The 21595-nt window shown below is 67.7% G+C and carries 15 protein-coding genes and 1 pseudogene; 8 read left to right on the forward strand and 8 right to left on the reverse strand.

Going from position 1 to position 21595, the window contains the following annotated elements; genetic code table 11:
* Window positions 1-31: 31 nt before the first annotated feature.
* The 4 genes from IH45_RS0120450 to IH45_RS0120465 form a co-directional block, all read right to left on the reverse strand.
* A complete protein-coding gene (locus IH45_RS0120450) occupies window positions 32-1414 on the reverse strand; it encodes an FAD-binding oxidoreductase (RefSeq protein ID WP_030670084.1) in 1383 nt (460 codons plus the stop codon).
* A 170-nt stretch (window positions 1415-1584) separates the two neighbouring features.
* Window positions 1585-2628, reverse strand: a complete 1044-nt coding sequence (locus IH45_RS0120455) for a hypothetical protein (protein WP_078897678.1) — start codon at window positions 2626-2628, stop codon at window positions 1585-1587.
* Window positions 2592-3473, reverse strand: coding sequence for a ThiF family adenylyltransferase (locus IH45_RS0120460; protein WP_030670088.1), 882 nt, complete (start codon window positions 3471-3473; stop codon window positions 2592-2594). The genes IH45_RS0120455 and IH45_RS0120460 overlap by 37 nt, the downstream gene beginning before the upstream one ends.
* A 94-nt stretch (window positions 3474-3567) precedes the next feature.
* A complete protein-coding gene (locus tag IH45_RS0120465) occupies window positions 3568-4728 on the reverse strand; it encodes a CapA family protein (RefSeq protein ID WP_199810695.1) in 1161 nt (386 codons plus the stop codon).
* A gap of 727 nt (window positions 4729-5455) precedes the next feature.
* Here IH45_RS0120465 and IH45_RS0120470 point away from each other — a divergent pair.
* Entirely contained in the window at window positions 5456-6202 is a 747-nt protein-coding gene (locus tag IH45_RS0120470) for a hypothetical protein (protein WP_030670094.1), read from the forward strand.
* Here IH45_RS0120470 and IH45_RS1000000146675 read toward each other — a convergent pair.
* From IH45_RS1000000146675 to IH45_RS0120490, 3 genes and pseudogenes are all read right to left on the reverse strand, one after another.
* Window positions 6187-7067, reverse strand: a protein-coding gene (locus IH45_RS1000000146675) for an IS5 family transposase (protein ID WP_394298690.1) whose coding sequence is annotated in 2 segments (ribosomal slippage) — window positions 6187-6693 and window positions 6696-7067 — 879 coding nt in all. Because the reading frame shifts where the segments join, the coding sequence is not laid out codon by codon here. The genes IH45_RS0120470 and IH45_RS1000000146675 overlap by 16 nt on opposite strands.
* Before the next feature lie 298 nt (window positions 7068-7365).
* The gene (locus IH45_RS0120485; protein WP_030670105.1) at window positions 7366-8187 is read right to left on the reverse strand and encodes an SDR family NAD(P)-dependent oxidoreductase; all 822 of its coding nucleotides are present in this window, start codon (window positions 8185-8187) and stop codon (window positions 7366-7368) included.
* Between the two features lie 369 nt (window positions 8188-8556).
* A pseudogene (locus IH45_RS0120490) lies at window positions 8557-9057 on the reverse strand (HNH endonuclease family protein); the annotation flags it as partial.
* Window positions 9058-10152: 1095 nt separating this feature from the next.
* Here IH45_RS0120490 and IH45_RS01000000143835 point away from each other — a divergent pair.
* From IH45_RS01000000143835 to IH45_RS1000000146680, 3 genes are all read left to right on the forward strand, one after another.
* Window positions 10153-14925: an RHS repeat-associated core domain-containing protein gene (locus IH45_RS01000000143835; RefSeq protein WP_234440609.1), complete on the forward strand. Its 4773-nt coding sequence runs from the start codon at window positions 10153-10155 to the stop codon at window positions 14923-14925.
* A gap of 10 nt (window positions 14926-14935) precedes the next feature.
* Window positions 14936-15310: a hypothetical protein gene (locus IH45_RS0120510; protein ID WP_030670118.1), complete on the forward strand. Its 375-nt coding sequence runs from the start codon at window positions 14936-14938 to the stop codon at window positions 15308-15310.
* 402 nt (window positions 15311-15712) lie between these two features.
* Complete coding sequence (locus IH45_RS1000000146680; protein WP_078897680.1) at window positions 15713-15934, forward strand: DUF6207 family protein; 222 nt, start codon at window positions 15713-15715, stop codon at window positions 15932-15934.
* Window positions 15935-16111: 177 nt separating this feature from the next.
* Here IH45_RS1000000146680 and IH45_RS0120515 read toward each other — a convergent pair whose 3' ends face one another.
* Window positions 16112-17170 (reverse strand): winged helix-turn-helix domain-containing protein, encoded by a 1059-nt coding sequence (locus IH45_RS0120515; RefSeq protein WP_158813175.1) that lies wholly within the window; start codon window positions 17168-17170, stop codon window positions 16112-16114.
* Between the two features lie 878 nt (window positions 17171-18048).
* Between IH45_RS0120515 and IH45_RS1000000151055 the strand changes: the two genes are divergently transcribed.
* From IH45_RS1000000151055 to IH45_RS1000000151185, 4 genes are all read left to right on the forward strand, one after another.
* Window positions 18049-18225: a hypothetical protein gene (locus tag IH45_RS1000000151055; RefSeq protein ID WP_394298689.1), complete on the forward strand. Its 177-nt coding sequence runs from the start codon at window positions 18049-18051 to the stop codon at window positions 18223-18225.
* A 779-nt stretch (window positions 18226-19004) separates the two neighbouring features.
* On the forward strand, window positions 19005-19880 hold the full coding sequence (locus tag IH45_RS0120525) for an NAD-dependent epimerase/dehydratase family protein (protein WP_078897681.1): 876 nt from the start codon (window positions 19005-19007) through the stop codon (window positions 19878-19880).
* Complete coding sequence (locus tag IH45_RS0120530; RefSeq protein WP_030670142.1) at window positions 19877-20233, forward strand: amidohydrolase family protein; 357 nt, start codon at window positions 19877-19879, stop codon at window positions 20231-20233. Before IH45_RS0120525 ends, IH45_RS0120530 begins: the two co-directional genes overlap by 4 nt.
* A 163-nt stretch (window positions 20234-20396) precedes the next feature.
* Window positions 20397-21475 (forward strand): IS630 family transposase gene (locus IH45_RS1000000151185; RefSeq protein ID WP_463607455.1). Its coding sequence is split into 2 segments (ribosomal slippage): window positions 20397-20849 and window positions 20852-21475, totalling 1077 coding nucleotides; the frame shifts between segments, so codons are not numbered across the junction.
* The last annotated feature ends 120 nt before the right edge of the window (window positions 21476-21595 follow it).

Here is a 21595-nt window from a genome sequence, read left to right on the forward strand (position 1 = left end):
ATTGAGTGGGGCGATTGCTGCGCAGGGCGCGTCAGGGCACGAGCTTCCCCGGATTGAACCGGCTCTGGGGATCCAGCGCCTGTTTCACACTCCGCTGCAGTGACAGGACGGCACTGCTCATCTCGCGCCGCATTCCGTCTCGTTTGAGCAGGCCGATCCCGTGTTCGCCGGTTACGGTTCCGCCGAGGGCGATGGCCGCGTCCATGATCGCGTCGAAGACGTGATGCACGCGGTCCATGGCCACGGCGTCTGAACCGGGCGTCATGATCAACGGATGCAGATTGCCGTCGCCCGCATGGGCGATGTTGGCGACCGGCGTGCCCCATGCGGCTGAGATCTCTTCGATGTGAGCCAGCATCTCGGGCACGTGGCCGCGTGGCACGCAGACGTCTTCCGTCAGCACGGGCCCGAGGCGGGCCAGCGCCGGGTAGGCGAGTCGACGGGCCTCGAAGAGCGCTTCGGCCTCCACGGGATCGGTGGACCTCTCGGCCCAGGAGGCGCCAGCGCTCCTGAAGCAGTCGAGCAGTACCCTTGCTTCTTCCTCCGCGGCGTCGGCCGGTGCATCGCTGCGAGCCAGCAGGAGAACCGCGGCGTTGGGGTCCATGCCCATCCGCTTCCACGCCTCGACGGCCCTGAGGCAGTGCCGATCGACGAGTTCCAGGGCAGCGGGCGTCGCTGCGGAGGCGGTCACCGAAACGACCGCTTCGCCGGCGGCGGTCAGGCTGTCGAAGAAGCCGACCACCGTTACCGGTGGCCTGCTGTTGCGGCTGCGGAGCCGCACGGTGACCTCGGTGATCACCCCGAGTGTGCCTTCCGAACCGACGAACAGCCCGAGCAGGTCGTACCCGGCCACACCTTTAACGGTACGGCCGCCGAGCCGCACCACCGTTCCGTCACCCACGACGGCCTCGATGCCCAGCACATAATCGCGGGTGACTCCGTACTTCACACAGCAAATACCGCCCGCGTTGGTGGCCACGTTGCCGCCGATAGTCGACCAGGCAGAGCTCGCGGGGTCGGGCGGGTACCACAGTCCTCGCTCGGCGCACAGGCCTTTGAGGTCGTCGTTGACGACTCCGGGTTGCACGATGGCCGTCTGATTGTCGGTGTCCACCTCAAGGACCCGGTTCATCCGCTCGGTGCCGATCAGCACGCATCCGTCGACGGCATTGGCGCCGCCAGACAGCCCCGTGCCCGCCCCGCGGGCCACGACCGGCACGCCGAACTGCGCGCACGTGCGGACGGTTTCGCGCACCTCAGGTGTCTCCGTCGGCAGCACGAGCGCGCGAGCCTGCCCATGACGTGCTCCGGCGGCCTCGTCGTGCAGAAGACCGCTCGGAATGTCCTCCCGTGCCAGGACGCGGGCGCGCGGTGTACCGGCCCGGAGGGCTTGAACCAAAGGGTCGTGGCGCACGAACGGTCTCCTGACGACAGAGGAAGAACGCTGAGGAAGGAACTCGAAGGGCGGGCGGCGCGGGGCCGGCCACGGCGGAAGAAGGACGGGCACGCCTGGTGGTTCGTATCGGGTGTGGGGCCCGATACGAACCACAGCTGTGAGCGACGCACCGGGCCCGACAAGGAACGCTAGCTACGCCGTCGGTGGGCCTGTAGCTCTGCCAACAGGGCAGCCCGCAGATAGACGCCCTTGGTCACGCCTTCGAAATAGTGCACGTTGGGCACGTCGTCCGTGTCGGGCGGCAGCTCGGGACCGCGAGGCCCCGTGTGGACCACAGGTACTCCGGTGCCGGTCCGGCTGAGCAGCGCACTGTCGAAGACGAACCGCCGGTCGAGCTCGGCGGACCGGGTGTGAGAACGCACGGCACTCTCGTGAAAGTCTGAGAGCTCGAACGGGATGATGCTGACCGCGTCGACCTTGTGCATCACCTCGGTCGCGGATTCCGCCCGGTGCGAGGACATTCCGGCGGCCGACAACGTGCGCTGGATGTCGTCGGGGATCCGAGCGCCGTCCGGGGCCAGGAAGACGATCCCGGACGCACCGAAGGCGGCGAGCCCGTACACCAGGGAACGCGCGTGCCGGCAGGCGGGATCACCGACGTAGCCGAGGGTCACGCCCGAGAGCTGGCCCAGCTTCGACCGCAGCACCCACAGATCCAACATGGCCTGTGTGGGGTGTTCGCGGTCACCTGTGCCCGCACTGACGACGGGGACCTGCGAGATGGCAGCCGCCCGTTCCGCCGCATCGTCGTCCGTGTGGCGCAGCACCAGGACGTCGGCGTAGCCGCCCACGACCCGCACCGTGTCCTCCAGGGACTCCCGGTAGAAATCCCCGGCCCTGGTACTTGTCACGTCGGAGAAGCCGATGACCGCACCGCCGATGCGGTGCGCCGCCGCCTCGAAACTGAGCCGCGTGCGGGTGCTGTTCTGGTAGAAGAGGACACCGAGCAGCATGCCGGGAGCCGACTTGGCCACGCGCTCGGGTGACTGGCCCAGCATCCACTCTGCTCGTCCCCAGACGCTCTCGTAGTCGGAGCGCCGCCAGTTCCGCAGCGAGACGGCGTGCCGGGGCAAGCGCGGCCGTGCCGTGTCGTCACGCCGTTCCGCCCGGGCCTGCGGGACAACGAGGCCGTTGGCTACCACCACTGGCCCACCACGGTTTTGGCCACCCACTTCTGGGTGTCGAGCATGGCGTACCCGGGTGTCACGGGCAGCGGCACGGCGCCGGGCAGCTGGTCCAGGCCGGTGATGGCCTGACCGAGGCGCGACGCCAGCATGCCCTGGGCCAGCGGCGGGGTGCCCGCGAAGATGGGGCACTCACGGTTCTTGATGAACCACTCGTTGAGAATGGGCCGATCCGGGTAATCGGGCATCTCCGGAATGAACCGGCTGATGAGTTGCTCGGCGTTCTTCTCGTTCATCTCCTCATCCTCGGGGACACCGAAGTACTCCTCGGCCGTCATCGAGTCGCGGGTCCACTTGAAGAAGAATGTGCGGTGGCCGAAGACCGGCGTCAGCATCATGAACTGGCAGCGCTCGGAGCGCCGGAAGGCACGGTGCAGGGTGTACCGCGCCTTGATCTCGTACAGTTCGATCTTGTCCAGGACGTAGTCGCACCCTTCGAAGAACTCGTCCACCACCTTCTCGGTGATGCCCTCGGGGTACACCTCGATGTTCACGTCCCGCGTGGTGTTGTACACGGCCTCGGCGACGACCTCAGCCTTGTTGCGGCCCACCGTGTCGATGGTGGCACCGAACTGGCGGTTGATGTTGGAGATCTCGAAGGTGTCCGGGTCGGCGAGCTTGAGGTTCTGCACGCCCATTCGGACGAGTCGCTCGGCGGTCGCGCCGCCGATGCCGCCGACGCCGGCGATTCCGATGACGGCGTTTTTCAGCTTGAGCTGACGCGCCTTCTGCTCCTCGAGAGTGTTGCCCAGCCAGCCAAGGTTGCGATGCACCCGCTGCCAGTAGTACTGCTCATCGGTTTCCGTCGCGACGTAACGCTTGCGTTCCGACATGGCACGACCTTTCTGGTGTTCGTTGGGTACGTGGGTGTGAGGGGGCGTTGGCCGACATGGGGCTGTCCGCCGACGGTCTTCGGTGGCGAAAGGTTCAGGAGCCGGGCGTGACCGCGGTGACCGCGATGTCTTCGATCGTGAAGGCATCGCGCTGGAAGCGAGTGGAGAGTTCCTCGACGGCACAGGCGCGCTCGAGATAGTCCACGACCTCCTTGCCCTCGGGAGTCGAGGCGGCCACGGGCCGCGGGTTGTTGTCCGGGCCGAGGACACAGGGGGCGAAACCGGCCTGCAGTCCGCCCTCGCCGTACGACATGACTGCGAACCCGGTGAGCCTGCCGTCGGGATGGAAGGGCAGGAGGGGGTACCCCTCGCGTGCGCCGATGCGGTGCTCGCCGAAGCGTCGGGAGCTCTCCCGCCGCAGCCGCGCGCTTCCGCGACCGAGATAGGCCGACTTCTGAAGCCGTTCTTCCAGGTCCGGCAGGTCGAACGCGAAGTGGCCGAGACCGTAGAAGATGGGCTTTCCGCGGTGGAATTCGATGCCGCGCAAAAGGTGGTGGTGATGTCCGAGTACCGCGTCGGCGCCGGCGTCCACGGCGGCACGGGCAGTGCGTGTTTCGTGGTCGGTAAGGACGAACGGCCGGGTGAAGTCGCCCCAGTGGAAGCTCGCGATGACCAGGTCCGCCTGTTCGCGGGCCCTCGCGATGTCTCCCCGCAGGTCCGCCATGTCCTCGTCGTCGGGAACGGTGCTGACCCGGGGCATCAGCCCTGGGTTCCATTCGTTCGTTTCCCAGGGGGAGTACAGCGTGTGCGCCCTGAGGGGAGCCAGCCCGGGTGCTCCGGGACGGGCTTCGTAACCGTGGGGAAAGACCGAGGCGTACGCGAGGACGGCCACCCGGCCCCTGTCGGTATCGATGACCGCGGGGGCGTGTGCTGCGGCGCTGTCCTCTCCGGCGCCCGCGGTGGCGACCCCGCTGGCCTGCATGAGACTGCGGGTCTCAAGCAAAGCCAGCGTGCCTCCGTCGACGCTGTGGTTGTTTGCCAGGGAGACCACATTGATGCCACTGCTGGCGATGCTGGAGGCGTGCAGTGGGTCGGCGATGACAGGGACGCCCGCGCTGGGCGCCCGCTCCGGTGTCTTGCTGTAGACCCCCTCCAGGTTCGCGAACGCTACGTCTGCACTGCGAAAGGACTGGCTGACGTGCTGAAACGCCTCCTGCGGCTCTTCCCGGTGCACGAAGACGTCACCGACGGCCACGATGCATAACTCTTGAGTGTGAGACATGGCTTCCTCGACCAGGAGTATTCGCTGAAGCGGATGAACTGATCGGTGAGCATACGCTGGCGTCTGCGTCGTGCGTCAACAGAAGCAAAGGAGGACGGGCGGAGTTGGCGCGAATCAATACCTTTTCAGCAGGCCCATCTGCCTCGCAGTTGGGCCTTGGGCTCCTGGTCACAGGCGGCCGCACTGGACGCTGCCTGGATGGCGCGATCCGCGCCATTGGCCATGCCGGGAACCATGCCGCACATGACGTGGCGGTCGTCTCAGCCACTACATGTGGCCCTACAGGCAGCGCGACGTTCCCGAGCATCGCCGCACTACGCGGTGTCACACCCACTGCGAACGTCCTCGCCCAAGCGGAGGTCCGTACCGATGAGGGCAGAGCGCTTGCGGCATCCGCCAGGCGCGAACTTTGACTGGGGCATGAGGCAAAGCAGCACTTCTGCGACCTGGGGGATCAGCGCGCTGATGACCTTGTCCAGGCTCTGGCCACCCGCCTTGCCTCGAAACCAGGCATCACGCCCACCAGGACCGTTGGCCGGTTGCTGTAGCGACTTCGACTTGGCAAATTCTTCCAGATAGCCCAATGCCTCCACACTTTGGCTGTCTGTGGGAGGCATAGGCAGCATGCCCGACGCGCGGCGCTCGGACCTAGGCCGTTTCGTTTGGATCTTGCGAGGCTTGTCATACTTCCCGAGTGGAGATGCAAGCCGAGGAGGCAGCGCAGCGTTGGCTGGCTGATCAGGGTGTCAGCCAGGTGCGCGACGGGTGGGTGAGCGACGAGAAGCCGGACGCGTTGCTCACCGCCAACGAGGTAGCGCACGCTTGGGCCGGTGATGTGTTTGCCGAAAATCTGGATGCGGCCGACCAGGTGAGGTTGGCTTTCGGGCTGCTGGACCTCCTCGACGAGTACTGGGTCACGTGCGAGATCCGGTTCGCGAATGAGGACACGGAGGGCCCCCTGCCGGCTGACGTGCTGTGGGACGGCTACCGTCAGCGGCTGGAGGCAGACCGGGACGCCGGGGCCATCACCTACTCGCTGTGGGTGGACTGGTTCAAGGACCACGCCACGTCCGCGACGGCCTTCGCCGAAGTTCTCGGTAACGACATCGATCGGGTGGTGACCGAGCGATCGGAAGCCCTGCTCCGCCGAGCCCGTCGGGTTCTGCAGTGTTCGGGGCCGGTGCGCTGGACGGTGAAGGAGCTGACATACCGCACCGCCATACGGCTTCCTGCCCTGCACTCGGCTGTCTTCCGCGGCCTCCTGGCAAGTTTCCACGACGTCTACGGCGACCTGGAGCCGGCTGCCGCACTGACCTTCCTTTGCCAGCTGGATCTCCCCACGGACACTCAGCACCTTGCCGAACTGCGCCACGTACTCGCCGCCGGGCACAAGAACCACTACCGCAGCCCTGGTGCCTGGGACGATGCGCTTCACTCCTGCTCCTGAGCCGTTGGCCTGGCAGACCAAAGAAAGATGCCCGCGATGTGCAGTCCGGCCAGGTAGATGGTTGCGGTCTTCTCGTAACGGGTGGCGATGCCCCGCCACTGCTTCAGACGGTTGATGCAGCGTTCGACGGTGTTGCACTGCTTGTATGCCTCGCGGTCGAAGGCGGGTGGCCTGCCGCCTTGACTGCCGCGCCGCAGCCGGTGGCCGAGTTGATCCGCCGGAACCGGGATCACAGCGCGGATTCCGCGCTTGCGCAGGTGCTCACGGATCGCGCGGGAGGAGTACGCCTTGTCGGCCAGGACCACGTCCGGCCTCGTGCGGGGACGTCCTCGCTGCCGAGGGACGCGGAGGCGGGCCATGACGTGATCGAAGACGGGCGCGTCACCGGCCTGTCCGGCGGTGAGCACGAAGGCCAGTGGCCGACAGTGGGCATCGGAGGCGAGGTGGATCTTCGTGGTCAGTCCGCCGCGAGACCGGCCAATGGCATTGTCATCGGGCTCGCCGGTCGGGGCCCCTTTTTGCGGGCCCCGGCTGCGTGCTGGTGAGCGCGCACGACAGTGGAGTCGACCGAGACGGCCCAGCTGAGGTCTTCCTCGGCGTCGGCCTGCGCGATGAGCGCGGTGAACACCCGCTCCCAGGTGCCGTCGATGGCCCACATCCGCAGCCTGTTGTAGACGCCCCTCCAGTTCCCGTACTTCTCGGGCAGGTGGACCCACTGCGATCCGGTCTGGAATTTCCAGGCGATCGCATCGATCACCTCACGGTGATCCCGCCACCGGCCGCCCCGCTGCGGTGTCCGGTTTGGCAACAACGGCTCGATCCACGCCCACTGCACGTCAGTCAACGGCACCCCCAGACCAACGATCAGGTGATCCAAACGAAACGGCCTAGCCGTTGCAGTTCGGTACTCGCAGCATGCATCCAGCTCCGACGGCCTGTGACCTATGCAGGCCGCGTCAAACTGCCGCACGACGAGCCCTCGAAGCTGGCCAGCCATCTCGTCGGTGACACCGTCACCGACGAGGACTGCCTGGTGTACAGCCTGCGCGTAGACGGCCGCGATCTGGTACGGCCCTTCCTGCTGTCAGCCGCCTCCGGCCCATCGCTCCTGACCAGCGGCACTCGGGCACAGCAGACCAGAATAAGGCTAATGCCCGGGACTATCAGAGTGCTGCATCGCCGCGTGGTGCGATATGGAAGTCGAACGCGAGAGTTCCCGGATCAAGTGCTGTGGCCCCACCGTCTACGGTGAGTACTGCGCCATTGACATAGGATGCTGCTGGAGAGAGCAGCCAGCTGATCGCCTCCGCCACTTCACGCGGGTCGCCCGGCCGACCCATGGGCAAGAGTTTGGTTGCCTCCTCATACGCAGACTCCACACTGCCCTCCCTCAACTTCGCTTCCACGGCAAAGCGCTCCATACGTCGATCGGCCATCTCGGTTCGTACCCAGCTGGGACATACGGTGTTGGCACGCAGCCCCTGACGTCCGTAGTCGACGGCAAGGGAACGGCACAGCTGCAGCAAGGCTGCCTTGGATGTGGCGTACACGGCGTTGCTCGCGCCGTTGCGGAGTGCGGACACCGACGCCACGGCAACCACCGACCCATGTGCCTCCAACAGGTGCGGGATCGCCGCGCGCAGGAGAAAAAGCGGACCGGTGACGTTCGTGCGCATCACGTCCTCCCAATCCTCCATCGACAGGTCGCCGACCGCTCCGCCGCGCCCGATGCCCGCATTCAGCACAAGCCCGTCGAGTCGCCCGTAGGCGTCCAAGGCGGTGTGGACGAGACCGTCGGCGGCCTCCGGGTCACCCACATCGGACGGATATGCCAGCACCCCGGTCTCCCGTTCCAGGCGCCCTAGCGGTTCCGGTCGCCGTCCCGAGACGACCACGCGGTGTCCACCCTCGCGAAGCAACCGGGCAGTGGCTGCCCCAATGCCCGTGCCCCCACCGGTCACGATGACGACTCGCCTGTCCTTCACTTCGGGTCACCCTTCTATTCCTAGATCACAATGAGCGTTCGAGCGTAGACGGAGGTTACGCACTCAGAGCCTCGCTGCCGACGATGTTGAGACAGGGAGCTCGCCCGCTCGGTTACACACACGACAGAGTCCGGATCCCAGGCAGACAGAGTCGCGAGAGCAGATCGTCTCTCTCCTCGGCGACGCTGCGCGGGGGCTCGGCCGCGGTGACGTGGGCGAGGTGCGCCTCCCAATCAGTCTTGGCCGAAGCGGAGGCGCGGCGGGCGTACAAGGCCGAGCAGGGGCGCCGCTGGTGCAGGCACAACCCGAACGGCGCGGACGTGCGAAGGACCGCTACCCCGGCCAGCAGCGCCGGCAGGCGGACCGTCTCTACACGCGCTGGTATTCGACGGTGGTGTGGCCGCAGCCCGCGGCCAGACGGCGCAGGGCGTCCCGCTCGGCACGGTCGATAGTGAGCGCCCAGCGGAGCTTGGTGCTGATCCAGTCGGCGGCGTACGTACAGCGCGCGTCGGCAAGCGGCGGCAGCCAGGTCGCCGGATCCTGGTCGGCCTTGGACCGGTTGGTCTTCGCGGTAACCGCCACCAGCGACCGGTCGGCGCCGAGGTCGTTGGCGTACGCCTCGCGGCGCGCCGCGGTCCACTGGGAGGCCCCGGAGTCCCACACCTCCGCGAGGGGCACCATATGATCGATGTCCAGGCCCTTGGGGTTCGTCACGGTCACGCCGTCGTAGTACGAGAACCAGCGGCCCGAGATGACCGTGCACTTCGGCCCGACCTCCGGGCGCTTCCGGGATTCGGCGATCAGTACCTCGGCGCGGGTGGAGCAGCCGTCCCGGTCGGCGTCGATCCAGTGCTTGAAGCTGGTGCGCTGGCGCCGACCCGGTCGCCGACGCGGTCGCCTACCGCCAGGGCACGCTCTGGCTCAGCCTGGACGAACTCGCCGAGATGAACCGCAAGTTGCTCACGGTGCTGAGCCCCCTGCTCGCCAACCAACCAGAGCCGGGCCGCGCACCGTACCTCCTCAGCCGCATCTTCTTCCCGGCCGGGCAGGCACCCGCTGACGAAGAGCACTCGTAGAGGCCGCATAGACGGACGGGGCGTGCTCAGCCGGCGTCGACCGGCTCGCCACCCCGGTCGCATAGCCTTCGGTACCCGGTTCAGCTGCCTGTCGATTCGCGGTTGGCTCAGACGCAGAACCATGTGGGGCAGGGAACGTGATGATTCTGACGCAGGCGATGGGCCGGCTGTGGGGCCGCCCCGGAAGCTGCCGGTGACCACGGCGTACGTGACGTTGCTCGGCGCCATTGCGGTGGCGGGGAGGGGTACGTGGTCTGCCACTCCGCCTGCCCGGTTGGGGGCCCGCCGGTGTGAAGCCCACGATCTGCCGGCGGACGCGGACGCATACGGACACCGGTCGTTGGTCCTGCGGTTCGGTGCCGCTCCGGGACGCTTACAAGAGGTGCCGCCGCCGACATGAGGCGTCGCTTCACGCCGCCGTTTCCTCCGACGCCCAGCACGCCATTGACGGGATGGGCATCGCAGACCGCATGGACGAGCCGACCTTGGCGGCCCGCAGCCACCATGCCGTCCAGGCCTACCGCGAGAAACTCGCTCTGGAACGGCGCAAGTAGTTCCGTGATGTGCTGCTGCTCTTGGCTCTTCTCGTACCGATATCCAGGCTCCGGCTGCCCCGGCCACACCACGACGTGCGCAGGGGCGTGCTGGCTTTGTGACTGGAGTGGTTCAACGGGCTGGCTTACTGCGTGTACGGATCAAGGCACTCTCGCTTTGGCACGCCGCAACGTATCGGGTAACACAGGCCTGTGCTGCACGGCATCCGTCTACCTGAGTGCCACAACAGCACAGAGTGGCGTGGTTGCAGAGGGCGTGATGCCGACTTGAGGAACCGACGTCGTGGTGAGAGCGTCCGATTACCTGACTGGTGATCATTGGGGGCGTTTCTCGCGTGGGTGTTGTGCTGCCGGGGTGGGCGGATGAGCTGCTGGACCTCATCGGTGTGTCATGGCCGAATGTGGATGAGGACGACTACCGTGAGATGGCCAACGCCATGCGGGAGTTTGCCGACGACATCGACGAAGGCGCCGGCGAAGCTCATACCGCGATTGAGGGACTGATTGGCTCCTCGGGCGGTTCCCTGGCTGCCGAGGCATTGAACGCCCATTGGGGCAAGGTCAACGGCCAGCACCTCAAGGGCCTCGCAGACTGCGGCCGTATGGCGGCTACCGCCATGGACGGCGTGGCGGTCCTCATCGAGGGCGCCAAAATCGGTGCGCTGGTCCAGCTGGGAATTCTCGCAGCGGAGGTGATCGCGGCTCAGGCCGCGGCCCCCTTCACCTTCGGGCTGTCCGAACTGGGTGCGCTGGGGGCGACACAGGCGACCCGGATGATCCTCAAACGGTTGTTCAAGGAGGTCTGCCAGCAGGTCGCCGAACAGGTCATCAGCATCGCCTTGACTCCCGTCGAGGAAGCCCTCGGCGCGATGGTGGGTGACCTGGTCGTCCAGCTCGGCGCTAACGCGCTGGGTGCCCAGAAGGGAGTGGACCTGGGCCGGACTGCCCAGGCGGGTAAGGAGGGCTTCGGGCAGGGCGTTCAGGATGCCAAGGACTCCGTCAAAGCCGCTGCCGGTGGCCAGATGGAGTTGCTCAGCGCCGGCAGCCTCCGTGGGGGAGGGGGAGGACTCGGTACCTCCGGCAGAGGAGGCAGCAGCTCGGGAGGCAGCGGAGGATTCAGCTTCGACAAGGATGAGCACCACCGGGCCGTGACGAGCCTGCAGAGTGCGGGCAAAACATTCCGCAACAAGGCGGGCGGCAAAATCGGCCGGGCCAGGAGCCACCACGGCCGTACCCGTGGCAAGGACGCCATCGCCGATGCGGCGAACGTGATGCTGGACAAGGTCATCGAGGGGATCGAGGACGGCGTCAAGAAGACCGCCAAGCACCTCGACGACAACATGACCCGCGGCATCAAGCAGATGGCCAAGAACCATCACGAGAACGACAAGGGACTGGCCGACCACTTCAAGGGCCTCGGCAAAGGCGGCAAGGGCGACCCGAAGGGCCCGAACAGGGGCGGCTCAGATACTGGCGTGAGCGGTGGCGGAACGCCGCCGAACTCGAAGGACCCGCAGTCCAAGGGCCCCGCGAAGAGCAAGGCCGCCGAACAGGCGGATGCCGACCACCCGCACGACAAGACCCGTAAGGACGAGGGAAAGTGCAGGGACGGCACTGACCCGGTCGACCTGGCTTCGGGCAAAGTCTTCCTCTCGCAGACCGATATCGTGCTGCCCGGCATGCTGCCGCTGGCCTTCAGCCGTAGGTTCGAGTCATCGACCCGCATCGGACGGCACATCGGACCGTCGTGGTCCTCCACCATCGACCAGCGCCTGGAGATCGACGACGAAGAGGTTGTCTTCGTCACCGAATCCGGCATGCTGTTGCGCTACGCCCATCCACAAGCCGGCGAGCAGGTACTGCCCAAGCACGGCCCCCGCTGGCCACTGCTGCGCACGGACCAGGGTGACTGGGCCGTCCACGACCCGCAGACGGGGCAGACCCGCTATTTCAGCGACGCCCTGCACACTCCCGGCCTGGCCCTGCCTGACGAGATCACGGACCGCAACGGGCACTGGATCGCCTTCGACTATGCGGATGAGACGGGCATCCCGTATGCGCTCCGCCACAGCGCCGGCTACGAGCTGAAGCTGACCTGCGACGAGCACGGCCGTCTGATCACCCTGCACCTGGCAGACGCAGCCGACGACGGCTCGGATCAACTGATCAGATCCTACGGGCACGACGACGACGGCAACCTCACCACCGTCACCAACGCCACGGGCGCGATCACCAGATTCGAGTACGACTCCGAGCACCGGATGACCGCCTGGGTCGACTCCAACGGCTCCCGTTACGAGTACACCTACGATCACCGCCACCGCTGCCTCACCCAATCCGGCGCCGAGGGACACCTTGCGAACCGGTTCACCTACGGCGAGGCCGACCCCGAAACCGGACACCGCACCACCACTCACACCAACGGAGAAGGCTCTTCGACCCGGTACCTCGTCAACGAGCGTCTTCAGGTCATCGCAGTCACCGACCCGCTCGGAAACACCACGCGCACCACCTACGACGCGCACGACCGCCCCCTGCAGATCACCAATCCCCTCGGCCACACCACTCACCTCGCCTACGACGAGAACGGGCACCTCGTCTCCCTCGTCCACCCGGACGGTTCGACCAGCACCGCCACCTACACCGGCCTCGGCCTGCCGGCGGAGGTCACCGGCCCGGACGGCCAGAGCTTCCGCCAGGAATACGACGCCAAGGGCAACCGGATCGCGGTCACCGACCCCGCGGGCCGTACCACACGCTTCACCCACGACGAGCGCGGTCACCTCACCTCGGTCACCGACCCACTGGGCAGTACCAGCCACGTCGAATGCGACCGGGCGGGCCTGCCGCTGACCGTCACCGACCCGCTCGGCGCCGTCACGGTCTTCTGCCGGGACACCTTCGGCCGCACCACGTCCACAACGGACCCGCTCGGCAACATCACCCACTACCAGTGGAACCCCGACGGGCTCCTCACCTCCCGCTCCAACCCGGACGCCACCCAGGAATCGTGGACCTACGACGGTGAGGGCAACTGCACCTCCCACACCGACCCTATGGGCCAGGTCACCACCTTCGAATACGGCCACTTCGACCAGCTGAAGGCGCGTACCGGACCGGACGGCGCACGCCACGAGTTCGTGCACGACACCGAACTCAAGCTCATGAAGGTCATCAATCCCCAGGGTCTGACCTGGCGCTACGAGTACGACGCAGCCGGACGGCTGATCTCCGAGACGGACTTCGACGCCCGCACCCAGAGCTACACACACGACGCTGCGGGCCGGCTGACCTCCCGCACCACCCCACTGGGCCACACCATCCGCTTCACCCACGACGCCCTGGGCCGCACGGTCACCAAGGACGTGGACGGTGAGATCACCACCTACACCTACGACGCAGCCACGCGCCTGGCTCAGATCACAGCGCCGCACAGCACCCTCACCTACACCCGCGACACCTCCGGGCAGATCGTCGCCGAGACGGTCAATGGCCGCACCACCACCTACAGCTACGACGCCCTCGGCCGCCGCATATCCCGCACCACCCCCACCGGCGCGACCAGCCGGTGGACCTACGACGCGGCAGGGCGGCGCACCGGACTCGACGCCGCCGGCCGCACCCTGGCCTTCACTCACGACGCCCTGGGCCAGGAACTCTCCCGCGCCCTCGGCGACATCACCTTCACCCAGCAATTCGACACCCTCGGCCGCCTCACCGACCAGCACGTCACCTCAGCCACCGAAACCATTCAGCACCGCGCCTACAGCTACCGCGCGGACGGCTACCTCACCGGCGTCGACGACCACCTCAACGGCGCCCGCCGCTTCACCCTCGACCCCGCCGGCCGGGTCACCACCGTCTCCGCCCACAACTGGTCCGAGACCTACGCCTACGACGCGGCCGGAAACCAGACCCACGCCACCTGGCCCGACCGCCACCCGCTGCCCGAAGCCCGGGGCGAGCGCGCCTACACCGGCACCCGCATCCACCGGGCAGGGGCCATCCGCTATGAGTACGACGCCGCCGGCCGCACCACCCTGCGCCAGAAGACCCGCCTGTCCCGCAAGCCCGACACCTGGCACTACACCTGGGACGCCGAAGACCGCCTGATCGCCTGCACCACTGCCGACGGCACCGCCTGGCGCTACACCTACGACCCCCTCGGCCGGCGTACCGCCAAGCTCCGCCTGACCGAAGACGGCCGACACATCGCCGAGCAGGTGGACTTCACCTGGGACGGCACCACCCTGTGCGAACAGACGACCCTCGTCCACGGCACCTCCACACAGACGACCCTCACATGGGACCACCAGGGTCATACGCCGCTGACGCAGCACGAACGCCTCACCGCAGCCCACGCCCCGCAGCATGTGGTCGACGAGCGCTTCTTCGCCATCATCACCGACCTCGCCGGCGCCCCCACCGAACTCCTCGACGAAGCCGGCAGCATCGCTGCCCGCACCCGCACCACCTTGTGGGGCACTACCACCTGGAACACCCAGGCCACCGCCCACACCCCCCTCCGGTTCCCCGGCCAATACTTCGACCCCGAAACGGAACTCCACTACAACTACTTCCGCACCTACGCCCCCGAAACCGCCCGCTACACCACCCCCGACCCCCTCGGCCTCAGCCCCGCGCCCAACCCCACCACCTACGTCCACAACCCCCATACCTGGTCGGACCCTCTCGGCCTCGCGCCGTGCCACGACGGCACCCAGCCCGCCGGCGTCTCCGGGCAGGCGACCGTGCGATGGGATGTGGATCAGGAACACGCCACCATCCGCGTGGAAGGCAACGACAGATACATGGAGACCGAGCAGGTCATCAACGGCTGGGACGGAACGGGCAGCCCCAACGGCTTCCCCACCACCGGGGCGGGCGCTCAACGACTCGGACCGAACGTGATAGAGCGGACCTTCCAGGTGCCCGATGTGAACGCCGCCATCGATGCCCAGCTAAGATCCATCAACGCAGACCTTGGTGCATACGACGGAATCCACAACAGCTGCGTCACCTACTGCGTGGAAATATTGAGGGCCGGCGGAGTGGACATACCGGCAGGCGCCCGAGGAATGATCGCGCTCAAAAGGACGCTAGGTTAAAGGAAACGCCATGCTGGGCAACGAAGAACATCCCAACTCCGTTCTGGCCGAGATCATTCTGAGCAAGAAAGTCGGAGCAACGCACATCCGCCTGGCCGCGGACCTCATCTCCGTCAGCGCGCAACTCGGCGCAGGCATGCACGGCCCGGTCGGCCTGTCGCTCGACCAGCGAGCGGACATGGCCGAGACTGTCCTGGAGCTGGAGGACGCGTACCGCCATGCATGGCAGGAGGTGAACTCCGCTCCCACGATCGAGCAGCGCATACCGAAACTGAAAAATCTCGAAGAGGCCCTCCGGAACGCCATAGAGGGGACGCTCGAAATCGCTCGACGCCACCGAATCGAGGCTGAACGTTGCCGCCTCGATGGCGACAGTGACGCCTAGAAGGAATTCTTGTCCCTCGTCCCGTGCCGTGGTGACGACGACACAGGCTCCGTTGTGTGGCTGCCGTGATAGACGCCGATCCAGAGTTGTAGGACGTCTGGTTTTCCGCTCTGAGTAGGCGGTCGAGATGCACGAGAGCGGGCATGGTGGATGCTCCCTGCCGATGGGGCGGTACTGGTTTGCTGCCTGGAGCCGTCCCCGGGGTGGAAGCGCCCTCGCCGCCGGATGGCCGATCGCCACCGGCGCCGTCGAGGGCGCGTCCCATGGCTGCAGCATCGGGCTGCCTGTCTGAGCCGCAACCGGAGCCGGCAATCCGCCACCGTCGGCACCCCCTTGCCGCCCGTACGGAGGATCTCCTGCCACAGGCCGAACCACCGGACCGCTCCAGCGGTCTGCCTGTGTATGAAGGCGATCAGTGAGGAGCATCTCGCCGGGCCGGGCCTGGCCGCGGTGGAAGTGGCGGCCGGTGACGAGGAGACCGCGGCGGCGGCTGTGCAGGCTCTGTGCTCCCTATGGTGGTCCAGCGGTCCGTCGCAGCCCTGGCGTGTTCCTGGCGAGAACGTCGTACGGGTACGGGCCTACGTGGATACCCGACGGACTCCGGGCGGATCCTCCCTGGCCTGACCGCGGCCGCTGAGGGCAAGGGCGGTCTGCCCAGCCCTGCGGCCGGGCTGGCACCGAGATGGGTGATGAAAGGAGCGCCTGTGTGCCGTAGACCCTGCTGTGTCGGGGGCGCTGCGGCAGTGCTCCTTCACCGACGGAGAACTGAGCGCGGGTAGGCACCGGGGGTGTGGCTTCTACTCACGTGCCGGGCTGGGTATTCTTCGCGGATTTTGTAGCGGTGACGTCGGGCACTGGGTTGGCGGGAGCGTCGAGGAAGGCCAGGCCGGCTGGGGTCGGGGTGTGCAGTGTCATGTTGCGGTGGCGTACCGCGGTGGTCAGGCCGGCTGCGCGCAGGACGGCGGCGTGTTCGCTGGCGCTGGCCACGGCGATGCCCGTGCGGGCGGCGAGCTGGCTGGTGGTGCAACCCGGGTGGTCGGCGATCGCGCACAGCACGCTGGCGCGGGTACGGCCCAGGAGGGCGGCCAGTGACGGGGGTACGGCTGTCAGGGCTGCTGCGGGCGTCGGGCGGGGCAGTATCGTTGTGTGCTCGTCGTAGCGGATCGGGTAGGTGAGCCAGGGCTGGGGTGTGGTGGTGTTACCGCTGGTGGGCCACCGGCCCAGGAGAGACGGAACCAGGAGCAGTCCGCGGCCTGCCAGATGCACGTCAGTATCGGCCGCGGGGAAGTTCCACTGGAGCACCGGCGGGTTCCAGCTGATGGCGCCGGGCGCCAGGTTGCTGAGCACGCGTTCCATACCGCCCTCAGACATCTGGCGCATCCGCACGGCCCAGTCTGCCGCGGCGAGCGCGCTGATTCGCTGCCAGCACGGCGCGAGAAGCAGCGTGTAGGCCTGCTCCAGCGTATCGACCAGGCGGTGGGCCAGCTTCCGGTCCTCACCAAGGTGGCGCAGCCAGGCGGGTACTGATCGGCGCTGGGCAGCGAAGCGCCCCAATTCCTCGCGGATCTGTGGCAGCGGTGTCGCACGCACCGCCTCGAAGGCCTGCTCGGGATCGGTTTCGGTGACGTGGGTGAAATCGACGCAGTATCCGGGAGGCCAGCGGGGGTTCAACTCGATGAGCATGCGGGCCTGCGGAGGCAGCCGCTGACGCGCTTCGCGTCGCCACGCACCGAAGGGCAGCTGATAGCCGGGGTTTTGAAGCATCCTGACCGCACTGCCCAGCTCCAGCAGAGGCAAGGGGCCCTCCGCCCAGCGTGTCCGGGCCAGGTCCTGCGCCGTGAAATGAAACCGCACCGCCACACCGCGCATTCTGTCCGTCGCACGTTTTTCGGGCTACGCCGAAATAGGTCGTCACGAGCGCCTCTCCAGGCCACCTTGGAAGCCGCGCCAGCGCCACGGTGCGGCCCACCGGCCCGTCCGCGCGGTGCAGTGGTTCCTCGCCTTTCGGGGGTAGGCGGGGGACCACCCCTTTCTTCCGCCCTTCAGCATCAGTGCTGGTGCTCAACGAGGTGGACGATCCCGCGACGGGCACGTGCCCTACAGCGGACGACCTCGAGAACCTTGACCGACTACCGCCTGCTCTGGTCGGCGAGAGCCCATGACGGCCGGCACCGGCCCCGGAGATGCGGCAGCCGAGGGGCGCGGCACACCCGGGCCGGACTCCCGCACCGACGGCACGCCGCGGGGCCAGGACACCGGCCTCGCAGCTGCGCGGACGGGAGCGGGCTGCGCGGTCAAGGAGGTAGCGAAACTTCACGCTCGCGGGGGCTTCCCGTACCGCCGTGGCCTACCAATCTGGTCATGTCCCCGCCCCGAGGAGGCCGCGATGTTCCTGCCTTCGTACACGCTGCGGCCCACGGCGGCCGTGCTGCTGGGCGCCGCGCTGCTCGCCGGCTGCACCGGCGGCAACGACGGTGGTTCCGCCAACGGCAAGCACCGCGAGAGCGCCGGGGCGTCCGGCACCGCGCCGACCCGCACACCCGTGTCCGGGAGCGGCAACGCCGCCTCGTCGCTGATTGCCAAGGGGCCGGGCCCGCAGGCGCACTACACGGTCCAGGCCCAGCCCGCCCCCCAGCACGTGCCACTACCGCACCGTCCACGGCCAGCCCCTGCAGGACGCCTCCTGCACCCCGGGCGCGCTGAACCCGGACGTCACTCCGGCGACGCTGAAGACCACCGTGTGCCGCACCACCGGCTACACCTCGAAGATCCGGCCGCCGGTGCCCGTCACCAGCGTCGAGAAGACCGCCAACGCCCGCTCCTACGGCTACACCGCGAGCCTGCACGACGCCGAGTACGACCACCTGATCTCCCTGGAACTCGGTGGCGATCCCAACGATGCCAGGAATCTGTGAATCGAACCCCCTTCGCCCGGGCACCAGCCCGGCAGCGGGCCCAACAACCCCAAGGACGCCGTGGAGAATCGGCTGCACACGGCGTTGTGCGCGGGGCAGGTCACGCTCGACCAGGTTCAGCAGGCCATCGCCACCGACTGGACCACCGCCCTGGCCACCCTCCACCTCACGTGAACGGCATCCCGTGGGCGGCACGTACCCGGCCGGACACCTCACCGGGCCGAGGCGGATGCAGCGGCCGTCCAGGAGGCCGCGGCCACGGAGGCACTGTGATGGTCCGCGGCCTTCGCGGTCCAGACGAGACTGAAGCCCGGGCGCCGGCCTACGCGGATACCTGACGGACGGGCCTGACCCGTCCGTTGTGATGCAGCGGGGTGGTCTGCGATGACGCAGCGACCGGGCCCGGTCCACCGCGGGTACGGCTGCCTACGTGCCGCCCTTCCCGCTACCCGCCGCCCTCGCACTGGCCCGCCCCGTCGACGAGGTCCGCACCGGCCCGGGGTGGGGCCTCGAGGCCAAACTGGTCGGTTCTCCAGACACTTTGAGCTGTCTCATTGAGTGACATTCACTCCAACCCGAATCCCTCCTTCTGCGGTTGAGTAAGCAGGATGCCTGATCTTCGAGACGGTGGTGTTCGTCTCCAAGGCGTGGTGAAGCGCCACGAGATGGAGCAAGGATCCCTGGACCAGTGGCTGCGGTAGCTTGATCCGTACATGCGGTGGCGTTCTCCGGGCGCTACACGAAGCCGGCCCTTGAGCCGCGCGGGGAGGGGATCGGGCATGTGCACGGAGTTAGGGAGCGGCGGCCCCGTTGGGGTGGTCGTGGTGACGGGGAGTTCGGGGCGGGTCGGCTCGGCACTGGCTGCGGCGCTCGCCGTGGCTGGCTGGACGGTCCGCGGTGTGGACCGGGTGCCGGGGCGTTGGACGAGTGTCGTCGGAGACCTGCGGGACCGGCCCGTGCGGCTGGCCGCATTATCGTCGGCCGATGTCCTGGTCCATGCTGCCGCGCTGCATGCCCCGCACGTCGGGCACCTGGCCGATGAAGAGTTCCGCGCCGTGAACGTCGATGCGACGGCGGGCCTGCTGGACGACGCCGTCCGCCTCGGTGTACGGCGTGTCGTTTACATCAGCAGTACGAGTGTTTACGGGCATGCGCTGGTGCCCACCGACCGAACGGTGTGGGTGGATGAGCAGCTCACGCCGCTTCCGCGGGACATCTACGACGAGACGAAACTGGCCGCCGAGGATCTGGTCGCCACCTGTGCCGTTGCCTCGGTCACCCTGCGCATAGCGCGGTGCTTTCCTGAGCCGTTTCCGGTATTGGCCGGTCATCTGCTGCACCGGGCAGTCGATGTGGCCGACGTGGCGGCGGCGGGGGTCCTGGCCGTGTCGCACGCCGCCGTGACCGGTACGTTCAACATCTCCGGGCCGCACCCGTTCCACCGGGACGACTGCCTTGCACTGCACCGTGATGCGCATGCGGTGCTCGCGGGCCGGGTGCCGGACGTCGTCGCGGCATTTCACGACCGGGGATGGCCGGTGCCCGATCGCCTGGACCGGGTGTATGACTCGACCGCCGCGGTGAACGCCTTTGGATACCGCCCGGTCCGAGGAGTCCGGCAGCTCTTGCGCGACGTTGCGGGACAGAGCGCATGAGTGATCCGGCGGCTGTCCCGCCGGGCGCGCGGCCGGCGACGCCGAAGTTCGAACTGCACGTGCACCTGGAGGGCACGGTCGAACCGGTGACGCTGCTCGGCCTGGCACGGCGCAACGGTCTGCGGCTCCCGGCCGACACGGTCGCGGGCCTGGAGAAGATGTACCGTTTCACTAGTCTCGACCAGTTCATCAACGCCTGGATCCAGACGACGAACTGTCTGCGCACAGCCGAGGACTTCCGGCAGATCACCGTCGAGTACATCGGCCGGGTCGTAGCCCTCGGGTGGCCGCCTATGTCGAGGCCATCTTCTCGCCCGCAGAGCGGGCTCAAAGATGGCGACCGAGCGCGGTGATAGTGTGCACCACTCGACCACCGCTGCGACGGGTCGAGATCAGCCCGGCATTCCGCAGCGTGGCGGTGTGCTGACTAACAGCTGCTCGGTTCCTGCCTACTGACCATCAATGCGTGATGTCGGGAGGGCTGACGGCCGCTGATCCCTGCGGTATGCCGTCTGCATGAGGTACGCACAGGGGGGTGGCCTCACCGCCGAGCGGCGGGCGTTCCGGGAACGGCTGCGCATGGAGGCGGCCGAGCGGTTCGCCCGGGGCGAGGAAACGGCCGCGATTGCTCGGGATCTACGGGTCACTGCTCGCTCGGTGCAGCGGTGGCGGAAAGCCTGGAGCGAGAAGGGACCGCCGCCCCTGGCCTCCAAGGGCCCGGCTTCGCTGCCGCTGCTGAGCGATGAGCTGTTCGCGGTGCTGGAGACCGAGTTGGACAAGGGTCCGGTCGCGCACGGCTGGCCGGACCAGACCTGGACCCTGTCGAGGATCAGGACGCTGATCGGCCGCCGATTCCACAAGAGCTACACCGTCCAGGGAGGGGCGGTCCTGCTCAAGCGGCACGGCTGGACCTGCCAGCTGCCCACCCGCCGCGCAGTCGAACGGGACGAGCAGACAGTGGCCGGCTGGGTGAAAGGAACCTGGCCGCAGGTGGAAGGAACCGGGCGGCACGCGACGCCTGGCTCGTCTTTGAGGACGAGGCCGGCTTCACGCTGACGCCGCCCACCACCCGCACCTGGGCCCGCCGCGGCCATACCCCCGTGGTGCACGTCCGCGGACGCTCCCGGCGCCGCCTGTCGGTCGCCGCCCTGCTCTGCTACAGGCCCGGCCACACGCCCCGGCTGATCTACCGGCCGCGGGCCGACCCCCGACACGACGGGCGCAAGTCCTTCGCCTGGACCGACTACCGCGACCTCCGGCAAGCCGCTCACCAGCAACTCGGCGGCAACATGGTGCTGGTCTGGGACAACCTCAACACCCATCTCGCGGCCGGCATGCGCAGCTACATCGCCGACCGCGACCGGCTCACCGCCCACCAGCTGCCCTCCTACGCGCCCGACCTCCACCCGGTCGAGGGCATCTGGTCCGTCCTGCGCCGCACCACCCTGGCCAACCGGGCCTTCGCTGATCCCCAGGAGCTGATCACCGCCGTCCGCCGGGGCCTACGCCAACTGCAATACCGCAACGACGTGCTCGACGGCTGCCTCCGCGGCACCGGCCTGTCCTGGCCTCACCACGACGACATCACGCATTGATGGTCAGTAAGCAGCCGGAGTTTTCCCTGTACGAGAGCAATGAGTGCGGTCCCTCGGGCGGCACGTGCAACATGACGGCGGCATCGCAGTGCTGTACCGCTATGGTTTTCGCCCCTGGCC

Source organism: Streptomyces rimosus subsp. rimosus, assembly GCF_000720725.1.
Lineage (GTDB): Bacteria > Actinomycetota > Actinomycetes > Streptomycetales > Streptomycetaceae > Streptomyces > Streptomyces rimosus_A.